We start from the raw sequence: 20,929 nt of genomic DNA on the forward strand, positions 1-20,929 counted from the left end.
AGAGCCATTTAGCTGACTAAAAAAAGGTTAGATAAATGGCTCTTTTTTATGAAAAAAGTCGATGCGTTCTTACTTCTTATTATTTTTCTATTTTGGTTTCAATCCTCTTCACCAAATCAGCTGACACTTTATGGAAATTCCCTAGAACGACCTTTCTAATATCATCGGATATAACTTTCAAGTCACTAGCTAAGTTTTCTGCAAGATGTTCTTTTTCTATCGGTTTTAACTTCGTATAAAATTCACCAGCCTGCGTAAAGTCATCTTGTTTCGTTATTGAAGTTCTTTCAATTTTACCTTCAACGTATCTTCCGTCACCGCTCGTTATTTGATTAGCAGGTGTCCAATTTTGTTGCTTGTTAATCGTTAATTTCCGAAATTCGGGACCAATTCTTCTTCTTTGAGAATCACTATAAATGTTAGCTCGCCCTTGCAACATTTTATCATCTGATAATTCAGCACCGTCAAGTAAATTAGAAGGGGAGAAAGCGACTTTTTCTACTTGTTCCATATAATTTTCAGGGTTTTTATTTAATACCATTTTGCCGACTGGTATAAGAGGATACGCTTTTTCATCCCATATCTTTGTATCATCTAAAGGATCGTAAGAAAGATGCGCTTCATCTTTCGGGTCCATGAGCTGGACATATAAACCATATTCCACTGGTTTACCGTTTGCAATTGCATCATATAAATCTTTCCCGCTATAATCTGGGTTTTCAGCAGCCAGTTTATTTGCTTCCTCACTAGTAATGAATTGTACACCTTCAAATGGGTACCAATGATACTTTACATACTTTCTATTGCCTTCTACATTTCTCCAAACATATGTATTTACACTATGTCCTGGGATGTGGCGAAGGCTTTTGACCGTACCATTATCAGAGTACAAACGGACAACGAAATGTATGGATTCAGGTGCTCTAGCGACAAAGCTCCAAAATCTATTAGGGTCTATTAAGTTATTTTTAGGTGAAGGTGACAACGCTTGAATGGTTTCAGGGAAACGCATCGGATCGCGTACAGAAAAGACAGGAATGTGATTACATAATAGATCGAAAATACCTTCTTTAGTATAAAATTTTGTAGAAAAACCGCGTACATTTCTAGAAGTATCAGGTGTTCCTTTCGTGCTAACAGCTAATGAAAATCGCACCATAACGGGAACTTTCTCATTAGCATTTTGTAGGAAATTTAGTTTAGTATGTTCGGGCATTGGATAGATTGTTTGAAAATAACCGAACGCACCAAATCCTTTTACATGAACAGGTCTTTCTAAAATTTTTTCGTGAATAAATTGTTGTAACGCCTCGTGAAGCACACTATCTTGCTCTAGAACAGGTCCACGTGAACCAACTGTTTGAGAGTGAAGTATAGCTTGTTCATTACGTTCTCCATTATCATTAAAGTCTTTCCTTAGTAAAGATTGTCTCTGTTTATCATAGTTTTCATTCATCAATATAGCCTCCAAATCTTTTTCGTCCATTGTTACTAAATATGATTTTATAGCCTTGATTATGTATAACACGCTAAGTTCAAACTAGTTACAGACCGCTAGATGAGAAAAACGCGTATGTAGTGGACCTGTTGAAATAGAAGAAATTATGGAAAAATGAATATCGGGAAGAACATTACTATTAAAATTTCAATCTTAAAAATGAATTTATACATGACTTTATAGAAAATGAACATAAATAAAACAGGGAAAATAACTAGGAGGAATGTAACATGTCGGATTGGTTTCAATTAGATAAAGAGTATATGATGTCAACGTACTGTCGTACAAAGCTTGCGATAGAAAGAGGAGCAGGGTGTAAACTGTATGATGTGGATGGTAAAGAGTATATAGACTTATTTTCTGGTGTCGGAGTAAATGTATTAGGATACAATCACCCGAAAATCGTACAAACAACAATGGATCAAGTTACGAAGTCGTTGCATCTACCGTTTCATTTTTTAAATCCAGTTGCGATTGATTATGCAAAGAAATTAGTTGATTGCTCTTTAAAAAACGGAAAGGTCTTTTTTACAAACTCAGGTACAGAAGCGACAGAAACGACGTTGAAATTAATTGATAAATATAGAGCTATTATGCATGAAGAACGTGAAGGAATTGTAGTGTTGAAGAATAGTTTCCACGGGCGTACGTTGGGGGCACTTCATTTTACAAGACAAGAAAGTGTATATCAAAATTTCCCGAAAACATCGATCCCAGTATATGAAGTTGAGCGCGAGAATATAGAGCAATTAGAAGAGACAATAATTCATGAAAATCCAATTGCAATTATGTTAGAACCTGTATTAGGAAGCGGAGGAATTTATCCATTATCGGGTGAATTTTTACATGGTGTTCAAAATTTATGTGAGAAATATAATGTATTACTTATCGTTGATGAAGTTCAAAGTGGTATGGGGAGAACAGGAAAACTATTTGCTTATCAAAATTTCAATATTACACCACATATTATTCAAATTGGTAAAGGAGCAGGAGGCGGGATACCACTTGGCGGAATTATTGTAGGTGAAAAGTTATGTGATGTATTTGCACCAGGAGATCACGGCACCACATTTGCTCATTCATCAATGGGAACGGCTTTAGGTTTAACTGTATTAAATACATTACTTGACGATGGTTTAATGCAAGAAGCATATGAAACGTCACTATATTTGAATGACAAACTGCAAGACATTCAGAAAGAAAATTCTTATTATATTCAGGAAGTGCGTCATGCGGGGATGATGTTTGGGATAAGTGTGAATGACACGAATGAAAATGTGAAGAAATTACAGATTGAGTTAATGAGTAAAGGAATGTTGGTCGATGTAACACAAGGGAATATTATTCGATTACTTCCGCCGTATATTATTACGAAAGAGGAAATTGACGCATTCATTTATGAGTTTATTTCCTGTATTCATAACATAGCTGCTACAGCAAGTATTTAAAAAAATATAAAAAGCTGAAGAAGTCGCTGTTTTAGCGGCTTCTTCAGCTTTTTAAAATAGTAAATTACTTAACCTAGAGAGCATCTCATTGGACAAATAATTAATTATGTGAAACAATAATAACAGATAAGGAGACGTTAATTTTCCTTAAGTGCTTCGAATTAATTTTATTCAATAAGAGAAGGTGTGCTTAAAGAAGTTAAATTAAATAAGGAGCTGTTTTATTATATGCAACAAAATAATGATTTAAATTTTGAACCTCAAGACGTTAATATTGTTAATCCTAAACAAGCCAGGAAAGCAGTAGTTGCTACTGGTATAGGGAACGCAATGGAGTGGTTTGACTTCGGATTATACGCGTATTTAGCGGTAATTTTAAGTCAATTATTCTTCTCAGGTGTTGATAATAGTGGATTGCAACTTGTACTTACATTCGGTACATTTGCAGCGGCCTTCCTCGTTCGACCAATCGGAGGTGTATTCTTTGGTAGAATAGGAGATAAGTACGGCCGAAAAATCGTGTTAAGTACTACTATTATTTTAATGGCACTTTCTACATTATTCATCGCATTACTACCAACCTATGAACAAATTGGTGTATGGGCACCAATACTACTTTTAGTTGCCCGAATGATTCAAGGCTTCTCTACAGGCGGCGAATATTCAGGAGCAATGGTTTATATCGCAGAATCTTCTCCAGATAAAAAGCGTGGTATACTCGGTAGTGGTCTTGAAATTGGAACACTCTCAGGTTACATTGCTGCATCGGTAATTGTTACCATTTTGACGTTATTGTTAACAGATGAACAAATGCTCAGCTGGGGCTGGCGTATTCCTTTCTTAATAGCTGCACCAATTGGTTTGGTCGGTTTATACTTACGCCGTCATTTAGATGAATCTCCCATCTTTGAAGAGATGGAAAAAGCACAAGAGGAATCTGAAGACAATGAACAATTTTCATTTATGGATATTATGAAATATCACAAAAAAGACTTCTTATTAAGCACAGTAATTGTCGCCTTCTTTAATATTACAAATTATATGATTCTTTCGTATATTCCTTCTTATCTAACTCAAGTACTTAAAGTCGAAGAAACAACAGGCTTACTAATTATTTCTATTACGATGGCACTTATGATTCCACTAGCACTATATTTCGGTAAATTAAGTGATAAAATTGGTAATAAACGCGTCGTGCAAATCGGTTTACTTGGTTTAACTGTATTTGCAATTCCAGCCTTTTTACTAATAGGTAACGGGCATATTGCAGCTATATTTGCAGGTATTTTCGTATTAGGTTTCTTCCTAAGTGTATATGAAGGAACATTACCTTCATTATTACCATCACTCTTTTTCACTGATGTACGTTATCGAGCACTTTCGATCTCATTTAATATTTCTGTATCGATATTTGGTGGTACAACACCACTTGTATGTTCATACTTAGTTCATGCAACCGGTAACCCGCTTGCACCGGCATTTTATTTAACAGGTGTAAGTATTATTGGATTAGTTGTATTTAGTGTCCTATTCGTTACAACATCAGGACGTGCGCTAAAAGGTTCATATCCTACAGTAGAATCGAAAAAAGAAGCACACCAAATTGCTAAAGAAGATCCTGAAGAAACACTTTGGTGGCATGAAGAGTCATTAGAGATTGAAGCAGGGAAAAACGCCTCAATTTAAAAAGTAACGTAGAAGTATAAAAAGACTCCTATGAAAATAGGAGTCTTTTTGTTGTGTTATTTCTTTCTTTTCTTTAAACTCTTCTGATATGCATAGAGTTTATGGATTTCTTCCTTAAATTCATACAAAAGTACGGTGTTTTCCTCATTTGAATAACGCACTGTATTATAAGCATTACTAATAATATGACTCTGAATATTTACATCTTCTTCACTATTTATTCTATCTAACCATGCCTCAATAGTTTCTCCTCGATTTCTATTTAAAGGAGGAATTAATTTACTCTCAAGCTTAAAAATTTCTTTTCGAATTTCGTTATGTGGCGGTTTGTTTCGTTTCAAACGTTTTTGGCTCATTCCTTCTTTATCAGTGATGATAGTAGATTCAAAGACAGGTATATTTGGTAAACTGAATTGTTTTCGTTTTTTTATTATTTTCCAAACGACATAAATAGCGATAGCTGTACAAGCAATTATGGTCATGCTATTTATAAGAGTTGGATCAAAAGAACGTGGCTCCAAATCATCCTTAATTGTAGGGTCTTTTAGATTTCCTTTATTCGACCAAAAATCATCTGTTTCTTTTAACACGGCTGCTGAAAATAATGGATTGATAGCGTATCCGAACCCTAATGCAACTGCTTCTATGATAAATGAAAAAACAAGCCGAATGAAAGGAAACACTTGAATAAGTATTATACTCATTACACCAATCGTAATAATAGAAGCGAAACGTAATAACTGTTGATTACGATTTGCTCCAGTTAACCAAAATGTAATCATAATGTGTATAACTAATAGTAATAGTTTCTCGAGTGGTGGAAAAGGCGCATAAAATATAGCTGAAACACCAAACCAAACGATACCACCTAACGATTTTTGAACTGGGTATCCTGGTCCAACTACATGTACGATAAAGAAGAAAAGCGGTAACATAATTGTGCCAAATAGAGAGAACGGGAGAAAAATAGAACAACCGATTATTTGAGTCATTAACAGTATGACAAATCCTGTTGTTTTTTTCTTCGTGAATGTATGGATTAGAAATACACCAATATAGCTTAGTGCTAAAAATATAGTAATAGCTATAAGTTCGTCCCTTTCTGTTAATAACGAAAGGAGGAGCAGCAGAATAAAGTCATTAACGTGATAGAGCCAAGTTTTCAAGCTTTTCCACCATCCCTTCGTTATTTATGAGAAACGTAGGTTGCGATAGAAGAGAGAGGTCATTCTTCTGCAAGCCAATGTAAATCATTGTAGAGGATTGTTCTCCTTTTCTATTTGTATAATGGAGAAATCCTTGTTTCGGAATTAATGTGCTATCGTCTGAAATACGTGCCAATTCCTCTAAAGCTTTTGCGTAATGTGTTTGCCCTTCATTTAATGGTAAGTGCAGAGGACCACCTTCAGCTAATATACTAATAAATAATTCAAACGGTATTTGATGCTTCGTAGCGTATTGACAAATGTATGTTGCAAATGAAATAAGATCTTCTATATTATCTTTCCAACCAAACCCGCGATCAGCAGATAATGAAAGACAAATTGTCCAACTATAATTTTTAACAGGTTCATATTGCTTTGCCTGTAATTCCTGCATTTTCGCAGATGCTTTCCAATGAATGGAGCGGAAAGATTCACGTTCGTACCGTTTCACACCGATAATAGATGTTTCATCATTGTAAAAAGAAAAATTCGTTCGATAAGATCCATTTAAAAGTTGCTGAAGTTCTTGCAAACCTGCTACTTCTTTAGGTGATGGATACACAATAATTTCAGTTCTTAATTTATCAAATACAGGTAAATGTACAGATAATAAATGAAAAGGATCTTTCAAAACACATTCGAATTGTTCAATTTGGAACACGCCACGCTTCGTTGCGGTTAATGTTAAATCCCATTTTTGCGCTGAATGAGCAGGTTGTGAAAAAGGAAAAGAGAATAACGTTTTCGATATTTGTTCAATTCCTTGATCTTTATTCGGTAGTAGGGACGGATCTAAATGAAAATAACAAACACCGTTAACGAGTGGTATGTTTGCTCCATTTTTTAAATGAATAAAAAACTGTCCAGATTCATTAGGAAATAAACGAGTTGTTTGTTTCTCGTTTAGCAATTGAAACTGTTTTTCTATATATGCGACATATTTATAAATGAAAATCGCAAATAAATAGTAGAAGAAAAAGAAAAACATAATGATTCGTTGCGGCATAAAAAATGTAAATAGTATCGCGCCTGGAACAGATAGTTGAATAATATGAAGTTGAAAAAATAAAGGTACAGTTACAACGCGCTGTCCATTCATACTTGCTCAATCTCCACTGGTACGTCAACCTCTTTTAAAATCTTTTGCATCATTTCATTTTTTGTCGTACGTAATGCGCCTTCCATTGATAAGATGATACGGTGATTCCAAACAGAAGGAACTAAAAATTGTATATCTTCTGGTGTGCAATATTCTCTCCCGCGTAAAAAGGCTAAAGCTTGAACAGCACGTACTAAAGCTAATGTGGCACGTGGACTTACACCGTTAGCGATATAATCATGATTTCTTGTAGCATGAGCAAGTTTAATAATGTAATGTTCTAACGGTTCTGATACGAAAATCCCTTTTACTTGTTTCTGTGCCTCTAAAATATCATCTAAAGTAATAACAGATGTGACACTTCCTAGTGGTGCATCGTTACGAAAACGTCGCATCATTTGTAGTTCATCTTCAGGATTCGGATAACCTATAGAAATTGTCATTAAAAAGCGATCAAGCTGTGCATCTGGAAGAGGGAACGTCCCTTGTGATTCAATTGGATTTTGCGTCGCAATAACAAAGAACGGTTTTGGAAGAGGAGTTGACTGCTTTTCAAGCGTCACTTGTCGTTCTTCCATCGCTTCTAATAAACTAGACTGTGTTCTCGGCATTGCACGGTTAATTTCATCTGCCAGTAGAATGTTTGCCACGACTGGTCCGAGTCTTAACTCGAATTCGCTCGTTTTCGGATTGAAATATTCAATACCTGTCACATCACTCGGAAGTACATCCGGTGTAAATTGAACGCGAGAAAAATTACCACCAATACTTTTTGAAAGTGTTTTCGCAAGTAACGTTTTCCCAGTACCAGGTACATCCTCAAGAAGTACATGACTGTCAGCAAGCAAGGAAACAATTAATAGATCTATAACATTTTCTTTACCTACAAAAACTGATCCTATATTTTCCTTCAATTTATTTATCATATATATCATTCCTTTCAAAATATAAACGGATATTTCTATATTTTAACAAATTATTCAGAAAATTTATATGATTTTTCAATTCAAAGAAATAAATATTCAATTATTAAATTATACTCTTGCATATTTTGGAATGCGAATATATAATATCGGTATATGATATATCGTGAGGCGATATATCATGAAGCGATGTATCGGAGGTAGTTATAATGAATGTAAAAGCGCAAAAATATATTCCGTTAACTGAAGCGACATATTACATATTGTTGTCATTAGTAAAGCCAATGCACGGTTACGGAATTATGCAAATGGTAGAAGAGATGACAAATGGAGAAGTAAAACTCGGTCCTGGAACTTTATACGGGAATACGACGAAGTTATTAAAAGAGAAATTAATTGTTGAAGTTGCCTCAACAGATAGAAAGAAGTGTTATGAGTTAACACCACTTGGTAGAGAAGTGTTAGAGCTAGAGTATAACAGGTTGCAGAGGTCGGTAAGAAATGGAAATAGTATATTAGGGGAGTGAATAGAAGATGAAGACAAAGAAGGTATTGAAATTTTTCGCGGCATGGAGTTTAGAAAAAGAAGAAGCCTTTTTACGGAAAATGCATCAAAAAGGATGGGCGCTCCAAAATTATAATATGATGTATACGTTTAAGAAAACTGAGCCGAAAGATATAATTTATAAAGCCGATTTTAGAATGGATTATAGAGATTCAAAGGAAAAACAAAAAGAATATATTGAATTATATGAAATGTGTGGTTGGAAACATGTAACAAGTTTCACCAAATGGCACTACTTTTGCAAGGACATAGCTGATGATAATGAGTTGCCAGATATATATTCGGAAAAAGAGACAAAAATCGAAAAGTTTAAAGACTTATTTAAATTTCTTGTATTTGTTTTTTCATTTGCAATGATATGTATGATTCCTACTTTCTTAAGTTCTTCGGAATTTAGGATTCCAATTTTGATAAAAGGTTTAATTGGATTTTTAGGTTGTATGTATTTGTATATATTTATAAGGTTATTTTGGAAGATAAAAAAATTAAAAAAAGAAATTCTTTAAAAATATAGAAAGGGGATTAAAATGATCGTTTTGACTATGTTATTTATATATTTGACCTTAGGTGAAGGGGTTCTTGGTAAGCGGCTGTACAATAGGTTGAAAGAAGATATACAAACAAATAAAAATGCAAGAGTTTCCTTTTATATAAGAACAATGAGTTTACTGTGGGTGTTAACCATCATTATGTTAATAACATCATACTCAATCAATATCCCATTTGAGGAATATGGACTTAAACTACCATCTGCTAATCATATGGTAAGTAAGTATTTTAAAAATATGAATATATCATTGTGGATAGGTGTATGCATTGGGTTTATAGTGCCGTTAATTATGTTAAAGAAAAGTAAACTTTTTCAAAAGTATACAGAGAAACAAATGAGTGATGTTTCAGAGATGCTCCCTAATAATTGCCGAGAAACAATACTATGGATTTTTATTTGTATTACAGCAGGTGTAACAGAAGAGCTATTATTTCGTTCTTTCATGATGAATTACTTATCACAGCTTTTCCCAGCACTATCGATAATGGGGGTACTAGTTATCTCTTCCATCATTTTTGGTTTAGCGCATTTTTATCAAGGGTGGAAAGGTGTAGTAGGGACAACGATTTTAGGTTTTATGTTAGGAAGGGTATATATTGCAACTGGATCAATTTATCCATCTATAATTATACATATGTTGATAGATTTACTTGTACTGATCCGCTTATTTATATTGAAAGGAAAAGTAATATTACAGAGGGTCTAAAGTAAATGTAGAATGAGAATAAAAAAGTTGCTTGAAACACAAGCAACTTTTTTATTAGAAAGATTGATTTTGAGCAGGTTTAATAAATTGCTCTGGATTTTCAACAAGCCCACATACAGCACATTGGACACGATAAGTAGGTCCTTGATAAGCCATATGAAAAGCATTCATCGTTTCATTTGTGTATTCTTCTTCTACTTGACCAGTTTGTGGATTTAATTTGACTGGTTTTACTTGTTGCTCAAGAATATTAAAGCGAGTGCGGTTCGTTTTACAACTTGGACATAGCATTGGTTCCATATGTATACACCTCCATTTGTAGCATTTCTTAAACTCATTAATTTTATGCAAGCAAAAAAACTTTCTCAATATAAATAGGTGTTTAATGTATTTAAAATTCAGAAAAAATAAAATATAATAAGAGTACGAACTGGTTATGTCCAAACCAAATCTCCTGTTTTATGCCAATAAGCTGGGAGGCCGAGAAATCGGCCTCATTTTTTTGTGCTCGTTACTATAGGAAACAAGGTTTTTATGAGACTTTTGTCGAAATTTTAGGGATGGATATAAAGGGGGATGTAAAATGAATTTAAAAATGAAGTACATCATTTTATACGTAGAAAAGTTTGAGGAATGTTTAAGATTCTATAAAGATGTATTACAGTTACCGATAAAAGCAGAGCACGGTACATATATTGAATTTAATACGGGTACTACCATATTAGCGATGAATACGCGGCAAGACGTAAAAGAATTAACAGGATTACCACTTACAGAAGGTGAGTTACAATCTTCCCATTTTGAATTGGGATTCGTTGTCGAAAATGTACAAGAAACGATTGAGCAACTTAGAGAACAAGGTATTAAGGTTTTAGTTGAACCAATTGTAAAGCCGTGGGGGCAAACCATTGCATATATTGCTGATCCAGATGGAAATTATATTGAAATTTGCAGTTCATTAGAATAGAAGGAGAAAAAGAGATGGGATTTCCGAAACTAGAAACAGAACGTTTACAATTAAGAGAACTAACACTGTTAGATGCAGAAACGATGTTCCGTTATTTTTCAAAAGAATCTGTTATACGTTATTTCGGAATGGATTCTTTCGAAAATATTGAGCAAGCGAAAACAACGATTCAAACGTTTAAAAATCGTTATGAAGAGAGAAGTGTATTTCGCTGGGGAATAGAGAAAAAGGGGACGGGCCAATTAATCGGAACGTGCGGTTTTCATTTAATTAACCATCATCATAAGCGAGCTGAAATTGGTTATGAGCTAGACGATACATATTGGGGACAAGGGTATGCAACGGAAGCGTTACAGGCGATTTTAGCTTACGGGTTTGAAACATTGCAACTTATAAGAATTGCTGCTGTTGTATATGTAGAAAATAAAGCTTCTCAAAAATTATTAAATAAAGCAGGATTTCAAGAAGAAGGATTACTTCGAAAACATATGATTCAAAATGGAGTTGCTCATGATACCATTTTATACTCGTTATTAAAAGAAGAGTGGAAGAAGTAATGAGTACAAACGAACTTATAACTATTATGAAGAAACATAGGAAAAATAAATTTATTTTAGGGATAGATGGTTTAAGTCGTTCAGGAAAAACAACATTTGTTGCAAATTTAAAGGAAAATATGAAACAAGAAAGTATTCCGTTTCATATTTTTCATATTGATGATCATATAGTGGAGCGTAATAAACGATATCATACTGGTTATGAAGAATGGTATGAGTATTATTATTTGCAATGGGATATTGAATGGCTTCGGCAGAAGTTTTTTCGAAAGCTACAAAATGAAACAAAACTAAAATTACCGTTCTATAATGATAAGACAGACTCATGCGAAATGAAAAAAGTACAGATCCCCATAGTAGGTGTAATTGTAATTGAAGGCGTTTTTCTACAGCGAAAAGAATGGAGAGATTTCTTTCATTATATGGTGTACTTGGATTGTCCAAGAGAGACACGTTTTCTGCGGGAAAGCGAAGAGACCCAAAAGAAACTTTCGAAGTTTCAAAATAGGTATTGGAAGGCAGAGGATTATTACTTAGAAATGGAATCACCGAAGGATAGGGCGGATTTAGTTATAAATTGATTTGAAGAAAACCTCAACTTTTTGTTTGAAAAGTTGAGGTTTCTCTATGTAATAGCAGATTAATTATTTCAATTAATGAGAAGGAGAATATTATTATAATTTGAATTATATATTTATAGATAAATCTATAGATGAAAAGATTTCAATAAAGCGAGTGATTACATGAGTATTTTCATTTTAGAAGACGATGTCATACAAGCACAGCAAATGAAGCGGCTAGTTGAAGAGATTTGTGAGAAGTATAGGTTGCCTTTTGATTTTATTGAGGTGACTAGTAAAAGTGAAAATATTATTACTAATATTCCGAAGGCGAAGTATGTCCCAATCTATTTTTTAGATATAGAGATTAAAAGGGAAGAGCGTAAAGGGTTACAAGTAGCACAAGAGATACGAAAGTATGATACGCAAGGAATTATTGTGTTTGTAACGACGCATTCTGAATTTGCACCTATTTCATATCAATACATGGTATCAGCTTTAACTTTTATTGATAAAGGGTTGCCATATGAGGAGAGATATAAAGTTTTTGAACAATGTTTACTTCAATATGAAGCAAGAAATAAGCATATTATTCCGTCGGATGACTTTATCGTTGAAAATAGTAATGCCACTGTGCGGGTTCCTTTTCATGAAGTTGAATATGTTATGACTGATGAACCGCACCGGTTAGCATTAGTGACGTTAGATCGAATCGTTTATTTTTATGGAGCATTAAAGGAGATAGAAATAATAGATGAACGTTTATTTCGTTGCCATCAGTCATATATCGTGAATACGAAGCAAATGTCTTCTTACGATGCGAAACAAAAAATGATAGTTTTAAAAAGCGGGAAACGCATTCCAGTGTCACGGCGTTTAGTGAGTAAAGTACGTAACATGTTAAAGGGTGAGATGTAATGTATATTTATGATTTATTTGCAATACTGCTTACTAGTATGTGTCATACGTTTTTATATATACAATTAATCCGATACAACAGATTGTCAGTTAGAATGTTAATAGCTTTAAGTACGGTATTCATTATTTTACTTGCTATTGTCGTAACAGTAACGAAATATCCAGAATTGAATAGTACGATTGTGTTATTTTTAATAAGTTTAGGATTAATGCAAAATGAATTGAAATTTAAGCATAATTTATATTTTGCACTGGTGAGTATGGTGATTATAACGTTAGTGAAAATGTTGCTATTAGATTTAGGGATGAAAATCTTTATGTTAACTCCATTCAATTTATATTTATGGACAGGTAGTATTATTCATCTTATCGTATCAATCCTTACTTTTATCGGTATTTTAGTAGCGCGTAAAAGAATTCAAAAAATCGCTCAATATATAGTAAGTAGTCCGTTATACTATGTAACTTATATATTATTAATGATCGGGTTTATTATTGAACTAATTTTAACTCAGCCGTCAACTGAGTTTTTAGCAAAAATAAATCAACAATACAGTGAAGTAAGTTATAATTCAGCGATTATTATTTTTTTATTATTACTAATCATCGTACTAATAAGCTCACATTTATCGAAAGAAAAGTTACGAGAAGAGCATGAAAAACGTTTAGATAAAGAGTTATTAGATTATGTGGAAAAATTAGAGGATATGCATGATGAGCTTGCTAGTTTTCGTCATGATTATATGAATGTATTACTATCGTTAGAAGAAGGAATACGTACAAAAAATGTGAAAGAAATTGAGCAAGTGTACTACGATGTTATTGCTCCCACATTAAAAACAATAAATGATCATGAACTTGATATCGCAAAATTATCTCGCATACAAATTCCTGAAGTAAGAAGCGTATTAAGAGCAAAAGTTAGCACTGCTCAGCAGCAACAAATAAAAGTAATGCTTGATATACCAGAGAACATTGAAAGTGTTTCGATGACGATTATTTCATTTATTCGTATCATTTCAGTTTTAGTAGATAATGCAATTGAGGAAGCAGTATGTAGTGAGGAAAAGATATTACAAATCGCATTCTTTGAAATGGATTCACGACAATATTTTATCGTGCGTAATAGTTCAAAGGGTGAAGCGATTGATTTACAAAAAATTTATGAGAAAAACCATTCAAGTAAAGAAGGTGCTAGAGGGTACGGGCTATTTTCGTTAAAACGAATCATAAATAAAACAAATAATGCGACGTTAGAAACAACTTATGTAAGTCCTTATTTCACACAAACATTTATATTAAATGAGATGAAATGACCATCTATGATGAAAAGGAAACCAAATAAGAAATAACTACATACTTTCTTCACTCAATTTTATACACTTCAAGTAAGAGGTGAAGCGAGATGAATGGTCTTATTTTTACAACAATGATTAGCTTTGGTTTACCGCTTATAGCACTTTTATATGCTTTTTGGAAGAAACGCTATATTCCATATATGTTAGGTATATTGGCTTTTGTTGTATCACAAATATTGATTCGCATACCAATGCTAAATTATTTAAATGGAACTAGCACAGATTTTCAAATGTTTTCTGTTATGCAGCCTATACTATTTGCAGTTTTGCTTAGTATATCAGCTGGAATTTTTGAAGAGATAGCTCGTTTTATCGCAATGCGTTATTTTATGAAGCAACGAGATTGGCAGTCTGTTTTTTTATTTGGAGCAGGGCATGGTGGTATTGAGGCGGTGTTGATAGTCGGTATCCCAGTAATATCCCTATTATTATCACAAACCGTCATTCAAAATGGTGACAGTTATTATCTCGGTGGTATTGAGCGCATCTTTGCGATGGTATTACATGTTGGGCTTTCTTTCATTGTATTGCAAGCTGTCGTCCAAAAGAAATTTCGTTATGTTGTATATGCAATTCTCATCCATGGGAATGTAAATGCATTAGCTGGCATTATATCGCTATATGTGCCAGGGAAAAGCGGGATTATTATGTCAGAAGTTTCAATAGCAATTTTTGCGTTACTCACTTTTAGTTATAGTTTTATTTTAAAAAGAAAGGGTGTATTAAAATGAGAAGAATGTTACTTATTATTATAAGTGCTATCACGGCGTTCGCGCTCGCAGCATGTACCGGTAATAAAGTAGATGAAAGTACGTCTAAAAAATTTATTTCAAAAGCGGAAGAAATTGTATCATTATTAAATGAGGCAAAGTATAAAGACGTGCGTGAAAAATTTGATAGTAAAATGAAAGCTGCATTGTCAGAAGAAAAGATGAAAGATCTTATACCTATAATTGAGAAAGCTGGTACATTTGAAAAAATTGAAAAACAATCGATTGAAGAAAAAGATGGCTTATATACTGTTATTCTTGTAGCAAAATATAGTAAAGAACAACGGACATTCATTATAACTTATAATGATAAAGAAGAAATAGCAGGTTTAGTTATTAAATAAAAAACAGATACAGTGGAAGTTTCCGCTGTATCTGTTTTTTTGATTTAACCAAATTATGGTTATTTGTGCTAATATGAACTTATAGCTATATAGAAGGGGTGAGTTAGTATGAAAACTGAACTAGTTCCTAAAAAGAAGTACAGTATAATAAGCTACATATGTTTACTCATCGGTATTTTATGTTTTCTGTTCGTTTTTATAACGCCAACAAGGATAGCGAATGCAGGTAATATAGTGGGAGATTATATTACAGTTGCCCTGACAGTTGCAGGTATCATACTTTCTATCATTACAATGACGAAAAAAACAGAGAAGAAGGGGATTGCTATTCTTTCATTCATACTGTCCTCATCATTCTTTATATTTTGGATCATCGCGATTATTTTAGTTTTGACTGGTCGAGTTAGTTTTGCTCCGTAATACCGAATAAAAAGAGCCCTTCTCGTGTGAAGGACTCTTTTTATTCGGTATCTTCTGGTTGATATTCTAAAATATCCCCAGGTTGGCATTCTAATGCTTTACAAATGGCTTCTAAAGTTGAAAAACGAACTGCTTTTGCTTTACCATTTTTCAAGATCGAAAGGTTAGCCATTGTAATTCCAACCTTCTCCGAAAGCTCTGTTACACTCATTTTTCTTTTCGCTAACATTACATCAATATTAATAATAATTGCCATATTATTCACCTCAGACCGTTAAATCATTTTCTGATTTTATATCTATCGCATCTTTTAATAGTCTTTGGAGAACGGCAGCAAAGACCGCGATTACCATTGAAGCAAAAATTATAATCATTCCAATAATAATAATGCCAGGGGCGTCATCTCTCTCTGCCACAAGATAGAAAAGTGGCATACCTAATACATATAATACACTAATTGCTAGTGCGCTGTACTTAATATTTTTTAAGGCTTTAACAGATAGCTCAGAGAATGCGTTGTTTTTATCAATATAGTTTAAAAGTTTGAATGTTTGATACAGCGCAAAATAATAAGGTATTGCTGTTGCGTATAAGTTGATAAATACAAGATATTTAATATATGCAATATCAGGATAAAGTTCTGCGGCGAAGTTTCCTATTTTAGGAACTAAAAAAATGCACATAGCAAGAACAGGGATACCCATTAGAATCACAGCTGTCTTTAGGAAGAGTGTTGATCCTTGTTTCATAAAAAGCACCTCATTTATTTAATATCTTATTAATTTACCACGAAATTTATTGTTAAACAATAAATTTTTATTTAATTCAATTGGGGATTTATTGTTTAACAAGTTAATAATGAAAAATCTTCTTTATAAGATAGATGAACTATACCGAGATGTAATGAATAAGAAAGTTACTATTGTTAGCTTTAGAAAAATTGGGAACTAATAAAACATATGTAGACAGTCAGAATTTTGTATGTAAATGAATGTGAAACTAATGGAGGCGCAATCATGTTTGTATTGGGTTTAAAGATGAAGAAGTTACTGTTAGTAGGAACGATCACACTAAGTATGTTATGTACTGAAAGTATGATGAATGATTATACGGTGGAAGCGAAAGTGAAAAAAGTAGAACGTCAACCGAAAAATGTAATCATAATGGTTATGGACGGAACGAGTTCTTCAGCAACTACATTAGCTCGCTTGTATAAAGGGAAACCACTTGCATTAGATGAAATTGTAACAGGGGGAGTTCGTACATATTCGGCGGAATCAGCTATAACAGACTCAGCTCCAGCAGCTACAGCTTTAGCGACGGGGAATAAATCGAATTCAGGATATGTAGGGGTATTACCTACTATTGTGAGTTCACCTGGCTTAAAATCAATGAAAGAAGAGGACAAGTTACGTCCAGTTGCCAATGTTTTAGAAGGTGCGAAACGTACTGGTCGCGCAACTGGAATTGTTGCTACAGCTGAAATTCAGCATGCTACTCCTGCTGGATTCTCCGCTCATCATGTGAATCGTAACAATTTTGAAGTGCTCGCGGAGCAACAAGTATATCAAAATATAGATGTCGTATTAGGTGGGGGAAAAGCAGCACTTCTACCTGAGACAGATAGTGGGATTCGAAAAGATGGTGAAGATTTAGTAAAAGTGATTCAAAATAAAGGCTACGACTTTGTTGAAACGAAAGATGCATTATTGAAATCCAAAGCTAATAAAATTTGGGGCTCTTTCTCACATAATGCTTTAGCGTTCGATATGGATCGTGAAGCAACAACTCCAGAGCAACCAACACTCTCTCAAATGACGGAAAAAGCAATTCAAACGTTATCAAAAGATAAAGATGGGTTCTTTTTATTTGTGGAAGGAAGTAAACCAGACTGGGCAGCCCATGTGAATGATCCAATTGGGATGATTAGTGATGTGTTAGCATTTGATAATGCAGTTGCAGAAGCATTAAGATTTGCAAAAAAAGATGGTAATACGATGCTAATAGCCGTAGCGGACCATGGTAACAGCGGTATTTCTATTGGCAATATGAATACGACAAAAGGTTATAATACTACGCCGGTCTCTGCATATATTGATCCATTGAAAAAAGCGAAAATGACACTTGAAGGGACTATCAATAATTTGAAATCTGATCTATCCAATGTAGAAGAGGTAGCTAAATTATACGGGTTGGACAATTTAACTTATGATGAAAAAGAAAGGTTAAAAGTGGTTAAAAAGAAAATAGACGTAGGTCCAATTTTCACTACATTATTGGCTAACCGTGCGAACATAGGCTTTACAACAGGAGGTCATACTGGTGAGGATGTATTTTTATATTCATACGGTCCTCAAAAGCCAGTTGGTTTGATTCAAAACACGGACGTTGCAAAGACAATAGCGAAAGCGATGGGCTTTAATTTAGAAGAAGTAACAAACAAATTATTTGTAGAGAGTGAATTAGCCTTTAAGCAGAATGGTGCAACTGTAACAATAGATAAAACTGATGTAGCGAATCCTGTACTCATAGTAAAACATAATAATGTAACAGCTCAATTATTTGTTAACAAAAATATAATTCGTATTAAGAATAAAGATTATGAACTAGGAAGTGTTGTTGTAGAAAGCAATGGTAAGTTCTATGTACCAGAAGAAGCAAGTCGTTTATTCATAAAGCATTCTCGTTAAAAAAATGCCAATTCCTTAGCTACTACTTAGGAATTGGCATTTTTGTATAGATGAGATTTCATTCGAAAAAACGAGGAAAGAGAACCACAAATTCTAGAGTAAACTTCCTGTAAATTTACCTATTTTATGTTTTTCATCCTAGAAAAAATATTTCTCAACATTTTAGCACTTTAAAAAGATTGAATATTCGTATTATAACGAATATTATATTGCTATCGGCAAAAATCGATAATTTGCAGACACTGGGGAGGAAATACATTGAGAAAGAAAAAGAAATTAAAACCTTTAGCGGTATTAACAACAGCAGCAGTGCTAAGTAGTACGTTTGCTTTTGGAAGTCATGCAGCGTATGCTGATACGCCACCATCTCTACCAATTGATGAGCATTTAATACCAGAGGAACGCTTGGCAGAAGCGCTGAAGCAACGAGGAGTAATCGATCAATCTGCATCACAAGCTGAGACATCAAAGGCTGTCGAAAAATATGTTGAGAAAAAGAAAGGGGAAAACCCTGGAAAAGAAATCTTGGCAGGAGATAATCTTACGCAAGAAGCTTCAGATTTTATGAAAAAAGTAAAAGATGCAAAAATGAAGGAAAATGAACAAGCGCAGCAGCCCGAAGTAGGACCAGTAGCTGGGCAAGGTCCAGGATTGAACCCAGGAAAATTAAATGGAAAAGTACCGACTACACCAGCGAAGCAAGCTGAGTACAATGGGGCTGTTCGAAAAGATAAAGTACTTGTATTACTCGTAGAATTTAGCGATTTTAAGCATAATAATATCGATCAAGAACCGGGGTATATGTATTCTAAGGACTTTAATCGTGAACATTATCAAAAAATGTTATTTGGTGATGAGCCATTTACGTTATTTGATGGATCGAAGATTAATACATTTAAACAATATTATGAAGAACAATCTGGCGGAAGCTACACAGTTGATGGAACTGTAACAGAATGGCTTACTGTTCCAGGAAAAGCGTCAGATTATGGTGCTGATGCGGGAACTGGTCATGACAACAAAGGTCCTTTAGGCCCAAAAGATTTTGTGAAAGAAGCATTGAAAGCAGCAGTAGCAAAAGGTATCAATTTAGCAGATTATGACCAATTTGATCAATACGATCAAGATGGTGATGGAAATAAAAATGAGCCAGATGGAATCATCGATCATTTAATGGTAGTACATGCAGGCGTGGGGCAAGAAGCTGGCGGTGGTAAATTGAAAGATGATGCAATTTGGTCTCATCGTTCAAAACTAGGGTCGAAGCCATATGCGATTGATGGTACAAAATCTTCTGTTTCGAACTGGGGCGGAAAGATGGCTGCATACGATTATACAATCGAGCCAGAAGACGGAGCGGTTGGTGTATTTGCACATGAGTATGGTCATGATTTAGGCTTGCCAGATGAGTATGATACAAAGTATTCAGGACAAGGTGAACCAGTTGAATCATGGTCTCTAATGAGCGGCGGTAGCTGGGCTGGAAAAATTGCAGGTACAGAGCCAACAAGTTTCTCACCGCAAAATAAAGAGTTTTTCCAAAAAAATATGAAGGGGAACTGGGCGAATATTGTTGAGGTAGATTATGATAAACTTCGTACGGGAATCGGTACTGCAACATATTTAGATCAAAGTGTGACAAAATCAAAACGACCAGGAATCATTCGTGTTAACTTGCCAGACAAAGATATAAAAAATATTGAGTCAGCATTTGGTAAGAAGTTTTATTACAGCACGAAAGGAAATGATATTCATACAACACTTGAGACACCAGTATTTGACTTAACGACTGCAACGGATGCTAAGTTTGATTATAAGGCATTTTACGAACTGGAAGCGAAGTATGATTTCCTTGACGTATATGCGATTGCAGAAGATGGAACGAAGACACGCATTGATCGAATGGGCGAAAAAGATGTAAAAGGCGGTATAGATACAACGGATGGTAAGTGGATTGATAAATCATATGATTTAAATCAATTCAAAGGAAAGAAAGTAAAACTGCAATTTGAGTATGTAACAGATATTGCAGTAGCATATAAAGGATTTGCGTTAGACAATGCAGCATTAACTGTAGATGGAAAAGTTGTTTTCTCTGATGACGCAGAAGGCCAGCCAGCAATGACATTAAAAGGATTTACTGTGTCTAACGGATTTGAACAGAAGAAACATAACTACTATATCGAGTGGCGTAATTACGCTGGGTCTGATACTGCATTACAATATGCACGTGGTCCAGTATTTAATACAGGAATGGTTGTATGGTATGCGGATCAAAGCTTTACAGATAACTGGGTAGGCGTTCATCCAGGTGAAGGGTTCCTTGGAGTAGTAGATTCTCATCCAGAGGCAATCGTAGGAACATTAAACGGACAACCTACTGTGAAGAGCAGTACACGTTATCAAATTGCCGATGCGGCATTCTCATTTGATCAAACGCCAGCATGGAAAGTAAATTCACCAACTCGCGGTATCTTTGACTATAAAGGATTACCAGGAGTTGCAAAATTTGATGATTCTAAGCAATACATCAACAGCGTTATTCCAGATGCGGGACGTAAGTTACCTAAACTAGGATTGAAGTTTGAAGTAGTAGGTCAAGCTGAAGACAAGTCTGCAGGTGCAGTTTGGATCCATCGATAAAATAAAATGAAGAGGAGCTGCC

The 20,929-nt window shown here is 34.3% G+C and carries 22 protein-coding genes; 15 read left to right on the forward strand and 7 right to left on the reverse strand.

Going from position 1 to position 20,929, the window contains the following annotated elements:
* Window positions 1–79: 79 nt before the first annotated feature.
* The gene (locus QCI73_RS12495) at window positions 80–1,456 is read right to left on the reverse strand and encodes a catalase (RefSeq protein WP_327924039.1); all 1,377 of its coding nucleotides are present in this window, start codon (window positions 1,454–1,456) and stop codon (window positions 80–82) included.
* Window positions 1,457–1,728: 272 nt separating this feature from the next.
* On the opposite strand from QCI73_RS12495, the gene QCI73_RS12500 reads away from it, so the two are divergent.
* Window positions 1,729–2,946: an aspartate aminotransferase family protein gene (locus QCI73_RS12500; RefSeq protein ID WP_353823023.1), complete on the forward strand. Its 1,218-nt coding sequence runs from the start codon at window positions 1,729–1,731 to the stop codon at window positions 2,944–2,946.
* Between the two features lie 228 nt (window positions 2,947–3,174).
* Window positions 3,175–4,632 (forward strand): MFS transporter, encoded by a 1,458-nt coding sequence (locus tag QCI73_RS12505; RefSeq protein WP_001186942.1) that lies wholly within the window; start codon window positions 3,175–3,177, stop codon window positions 4,630–4,632.
* Between the two features lie 56 nt (window positions 4,633–4,688).
* On the opposite strand, the gene QCI73_RS12510 is transcribed toward QCI73_RS12505, so the two are convergent.
* The 3 genes from QCI73_RS12510 to QCI73_RS12520 are packed head-to-tail and all read right to left on the reverse strand — an operon-like array spanning window position 4,689 to window position 7,862.
* On the reverse strand, window positions 4,689–5,798 hold the full coding sequence (locus QCI73_RS12510) for a DUF4018 domain-containing protein (protein ID WP_353823024.1): 1,110 nt from the start codon (window positions 5,796–5,798) through the stop codon (window positions 4,689–4,691).
* On the reverse strand, window positions 5,773–6,936 hold the full coding sequence (locus tag QCI73_RS12515) for a DUF58 domain-containing protein (protein ID WP_353823025.1): 1,164 nt from the start codon (window positions 6,934–6,936) through the stop codon (window positions 5,773–5,775). Before QCI73_RS12515 ends, QCI73_RS12510 begins: the two co-directional genes overlap by 26 nt.
* Entirely contained in the window at window positions 6,933–7,862 is a 930-nt protein-coding gene (locus tag QCI73_RS12520) for an AAA family ATPase (protein ID WP_353823026.1), read from the reverse strand. Before QCI73_RS12520 ends, QCI73_RS12515 begins: the two co-directional genes overlap by 4 nt.
* A 206-nt stretch (window positions 7,863–8,068) precedes the next feature.
* On the opposite strand from QCI73_RS12520, the gene QCI73_RS12525 reads away from it, so the two are divergent.
* Genes QCI73_RS12525 through QCI73_RS12535 form a run of 3 tightly spaced genes read left to right on the forward strand, consistent with a single transcriptional unit; the run spans window position 8,069 to window position 9,680 of the window.
* Complete coding sequence (locus QCI73_RS12525; RefSeq protein ID WP_078418078.1) at window positions 8,069–8,386, forward strand: PadR family transcriptional regulator; 318 nt, start codon at window positions 8,069–8,071, stop codon at window positions 8,384–8,386.
* A gap of 7 nt (window positions 8,387–8,393) precedes the next feature.
* On the forward strand, window positions 8,394–8,930 hold the full coding sequence (locus QCI73_RS12530) for a DUF2812 domain-containing protein (protein WP_049112474.1): 537 nt from the start codon (window positions 8,394–8,396) through the stop codon (window positions 8,928–8,930).
* 21 nt (window positions 8,931–8,951) lie between these two features.
* Window positions 8,952–9,680: a CPBP family intramembrane glutamic endopeptidase gene (locus QCI73_RS12535; protein WP_000636546.1), complete on the forward strand. Its 729-nt coding sequence runs from the start codon at window positions 8,952–8,954 to the stop codon at window positions 9,678–9,680.
* A gap of 54 nt (window positions 9,681–9,734) precedes the next feature.
* Here the strand turns inward: QCI73_RS12535 and QCI73_RS12540 are convergent, their stop codons facing one another.
* Window positions 9,735–9,980 (reverse strand): hypothetical protein, encoded by a 246-nt coding sequence (locus tag QCI73_RS12540; RefSeq protein WP_000433609.1) that lies wholly within the window; start codon window positions 9,978–9,980, stop codon window positions 9,735–9,737.
* A gap of 283 nt (window positions 9,981–10,263) precedes the next feature.
* On the opposite strand from QCI73_RS12540, the gene QCI73_RS12545 reads away from it, so the two are divergent.
* The 8 genes from QCI73_RS12545 to QCI73_RS12580 all read left to right on the forward strand — a co-directional run bounded on the left by QCI73_RS12545 (window position 10,264) and on the right by QCI73_RS12580 (window position 15,574).
* Complete coding sequence (locus QCI73_RS12545; protein WP_327924023.1) at window positions 10,264–10,647, forward strand: glyoxalase/bleomycin resistance/dioxygenase family protein; 384 nt, start codon at window positions 10,264–10,266, stop codon at window positions 10,645–10,647.
* Between the two features lie 14 nt (window positions 10,648–10,661).
* Window positions 10,662–11,204 carry a GNAT family N-acetyltransferase gene (locus QCI73_RS12550; protein ID WP_353823027.1) on the forward strand — a complete coding sequence of 181 codons (543 nt, stop codon included), beginning with the start codon at window positions 10,662–10,664 and terminating at the stop codon, window positions 11,202–11,204.
* Window positions 11,204–11,785, forward strand: a complete 582-nt coding sequence (locus tag QCI73_RS12555) for a kinase (protein WP_353823028.1) — start codon at window positions 11,204–11,206, stop codon at window positions 11,783–11,785. The genes QCI73_RS12550 and QCI73_RS12555 overlap by 1 nt, the downstream gene beginning before the upstream one ends.
* 162 nt (window positions 11,786–11,947) lie before the next feature.
* Window positions 11,948–12,682 (forward strand): LytR/AlgR family response regulator transcription factor, encoded by a 735-nt coding sequence (locus QCI73_RS12560; protein WP_061536804.1) that lies wholly within the window; start codon window positions 11,948–11,950, stop codon window positions 12,680–12,682.
* On the forward strand, window positions 12,682–13,998 hold the full coding sequence (locus QCI73_RS12565; RefSeq protein ID WP_353823029.1) for a GHKL domain-containing protein: 1,317 nt from the start codon (window positions 12,682–12,684) through the stop codon (window positions 13,996–13,998). Before QCI73_RS12560 ends, QCI73_RS12565 begins: the two co-directional genes overlap by 1 nt.
* Window positions 13,999–14,087: 89 nt before the next feature.
* Window positions 14,088–14,771, forward strand: a complete 684-nt coding sequence (locus QCI73_RS12570; protein WP_353823030.1) for a YhfC family glutamic-type intramembrane protease — start codon at window positions 14,088–14,090, stop codon at window positions 14,769–14,771.
* Window positions 14,768–15,154 carry a DUF3887 domain-containing protein gene (locus QCI73_RS12575; RefSeq protein WP_353823031.1) on the forward strand — a complete coding sequence of 129 codons (387 nt, stop codon included), beginning with the start codon at window positions 14,768–14,770 and terminating at the stop codon, window positions 15,152–15,154. Before QCI73_RS12570 ends, QCI73_RS12575 begins: the two co-directional genes overlap by 4 nt.
* A 108-nt stretch (window positions 15,155–15,262) precedes the next feature.
* Window positions 15,263–15,574, forward strand: coding sequence for a hypothetical protein (locus tag QCI73_RS12580; protein WP_000845972.1), 312 nt, complete (start codon window positions 15,263–15,265; stop codon window positions 15,572–15,574).
* Between the two features lie 40 nt (window positions 15,575–15,614).
* On the opposite strand, the gene QCI73_RS12585 is transcribed toward QCI73_RS12580, so the two are convergent.
* Both QCI73_RS12585 and QCI73_RS12590 read right to left on the reverse strand, forming a co-directional pair.
* Entirely contained in the window at window positions 15,615–15,830 is a 216-nt protein-coding gene (locus tag QCI73_RS12585; RefSeq protein ID WP_000974619.1) for a helix-turn-helix domain-containing protein, read from the reverse strand.
* A 10-nt stretch (window positions 15,831–15,840) separates the two neighbouring features.
* Window positions 15,841–16,323, reverse strand: coding sequence for a DUF2975 domain-containing protein (locus QCI73_RS12590; RefSeq protein ID WP_000809096.1), 483 nt, complete (start codon window positions 16,321–16,323; stop codon window positions 15,841–15,843).
* A gap of 267 nt (window positions 16,324–16,590) precedes the next feature.
* Between QCI73_RS12590 and QCI73_RS12595 the strand changes: the two genes are divergently transcribed.
* Together QCI73_RS12595 and QCI73_RS12600 are read left to right on the forward strand one after the other, a co-directional pair.
* Window positions 16,591–18,264, forward strand: a complete 1,674-nt coding sequence (locus QCI73_RS12595) for an alkaline phosphatase (protein WP_353823032.1) — start codon at window positions 16,591–16,593, stop codon at window positions 18,262–18,264.
* A 258-nt stretch (window positions 18,265–18,522) separates the two neighbouring features.
* Window positions 18,523–20,907, forward strand: a complete 2,385-nt coding sequence (locus QCI73_RS12600) for an immune inhibitor A domain-containing protein (RefSeq protein ID WP_353823033.1) — start codon at window positions 18,523–18,525, stop codon at window positions 20,905–20,907.
* Window positions 20,908–20,929 lie beyond the last annotated feature (22 nt).

This window comes from Bacillus cereus group sp. MG16, assembly GCF_040459875.1.
GTDB classification, from domain to species: domain Bacteria; phylum Bacillota; class Bacilli; order Bacillales; family Bacillaceae_G; genus Bacillus_A; species Bacillus_A paranthracis.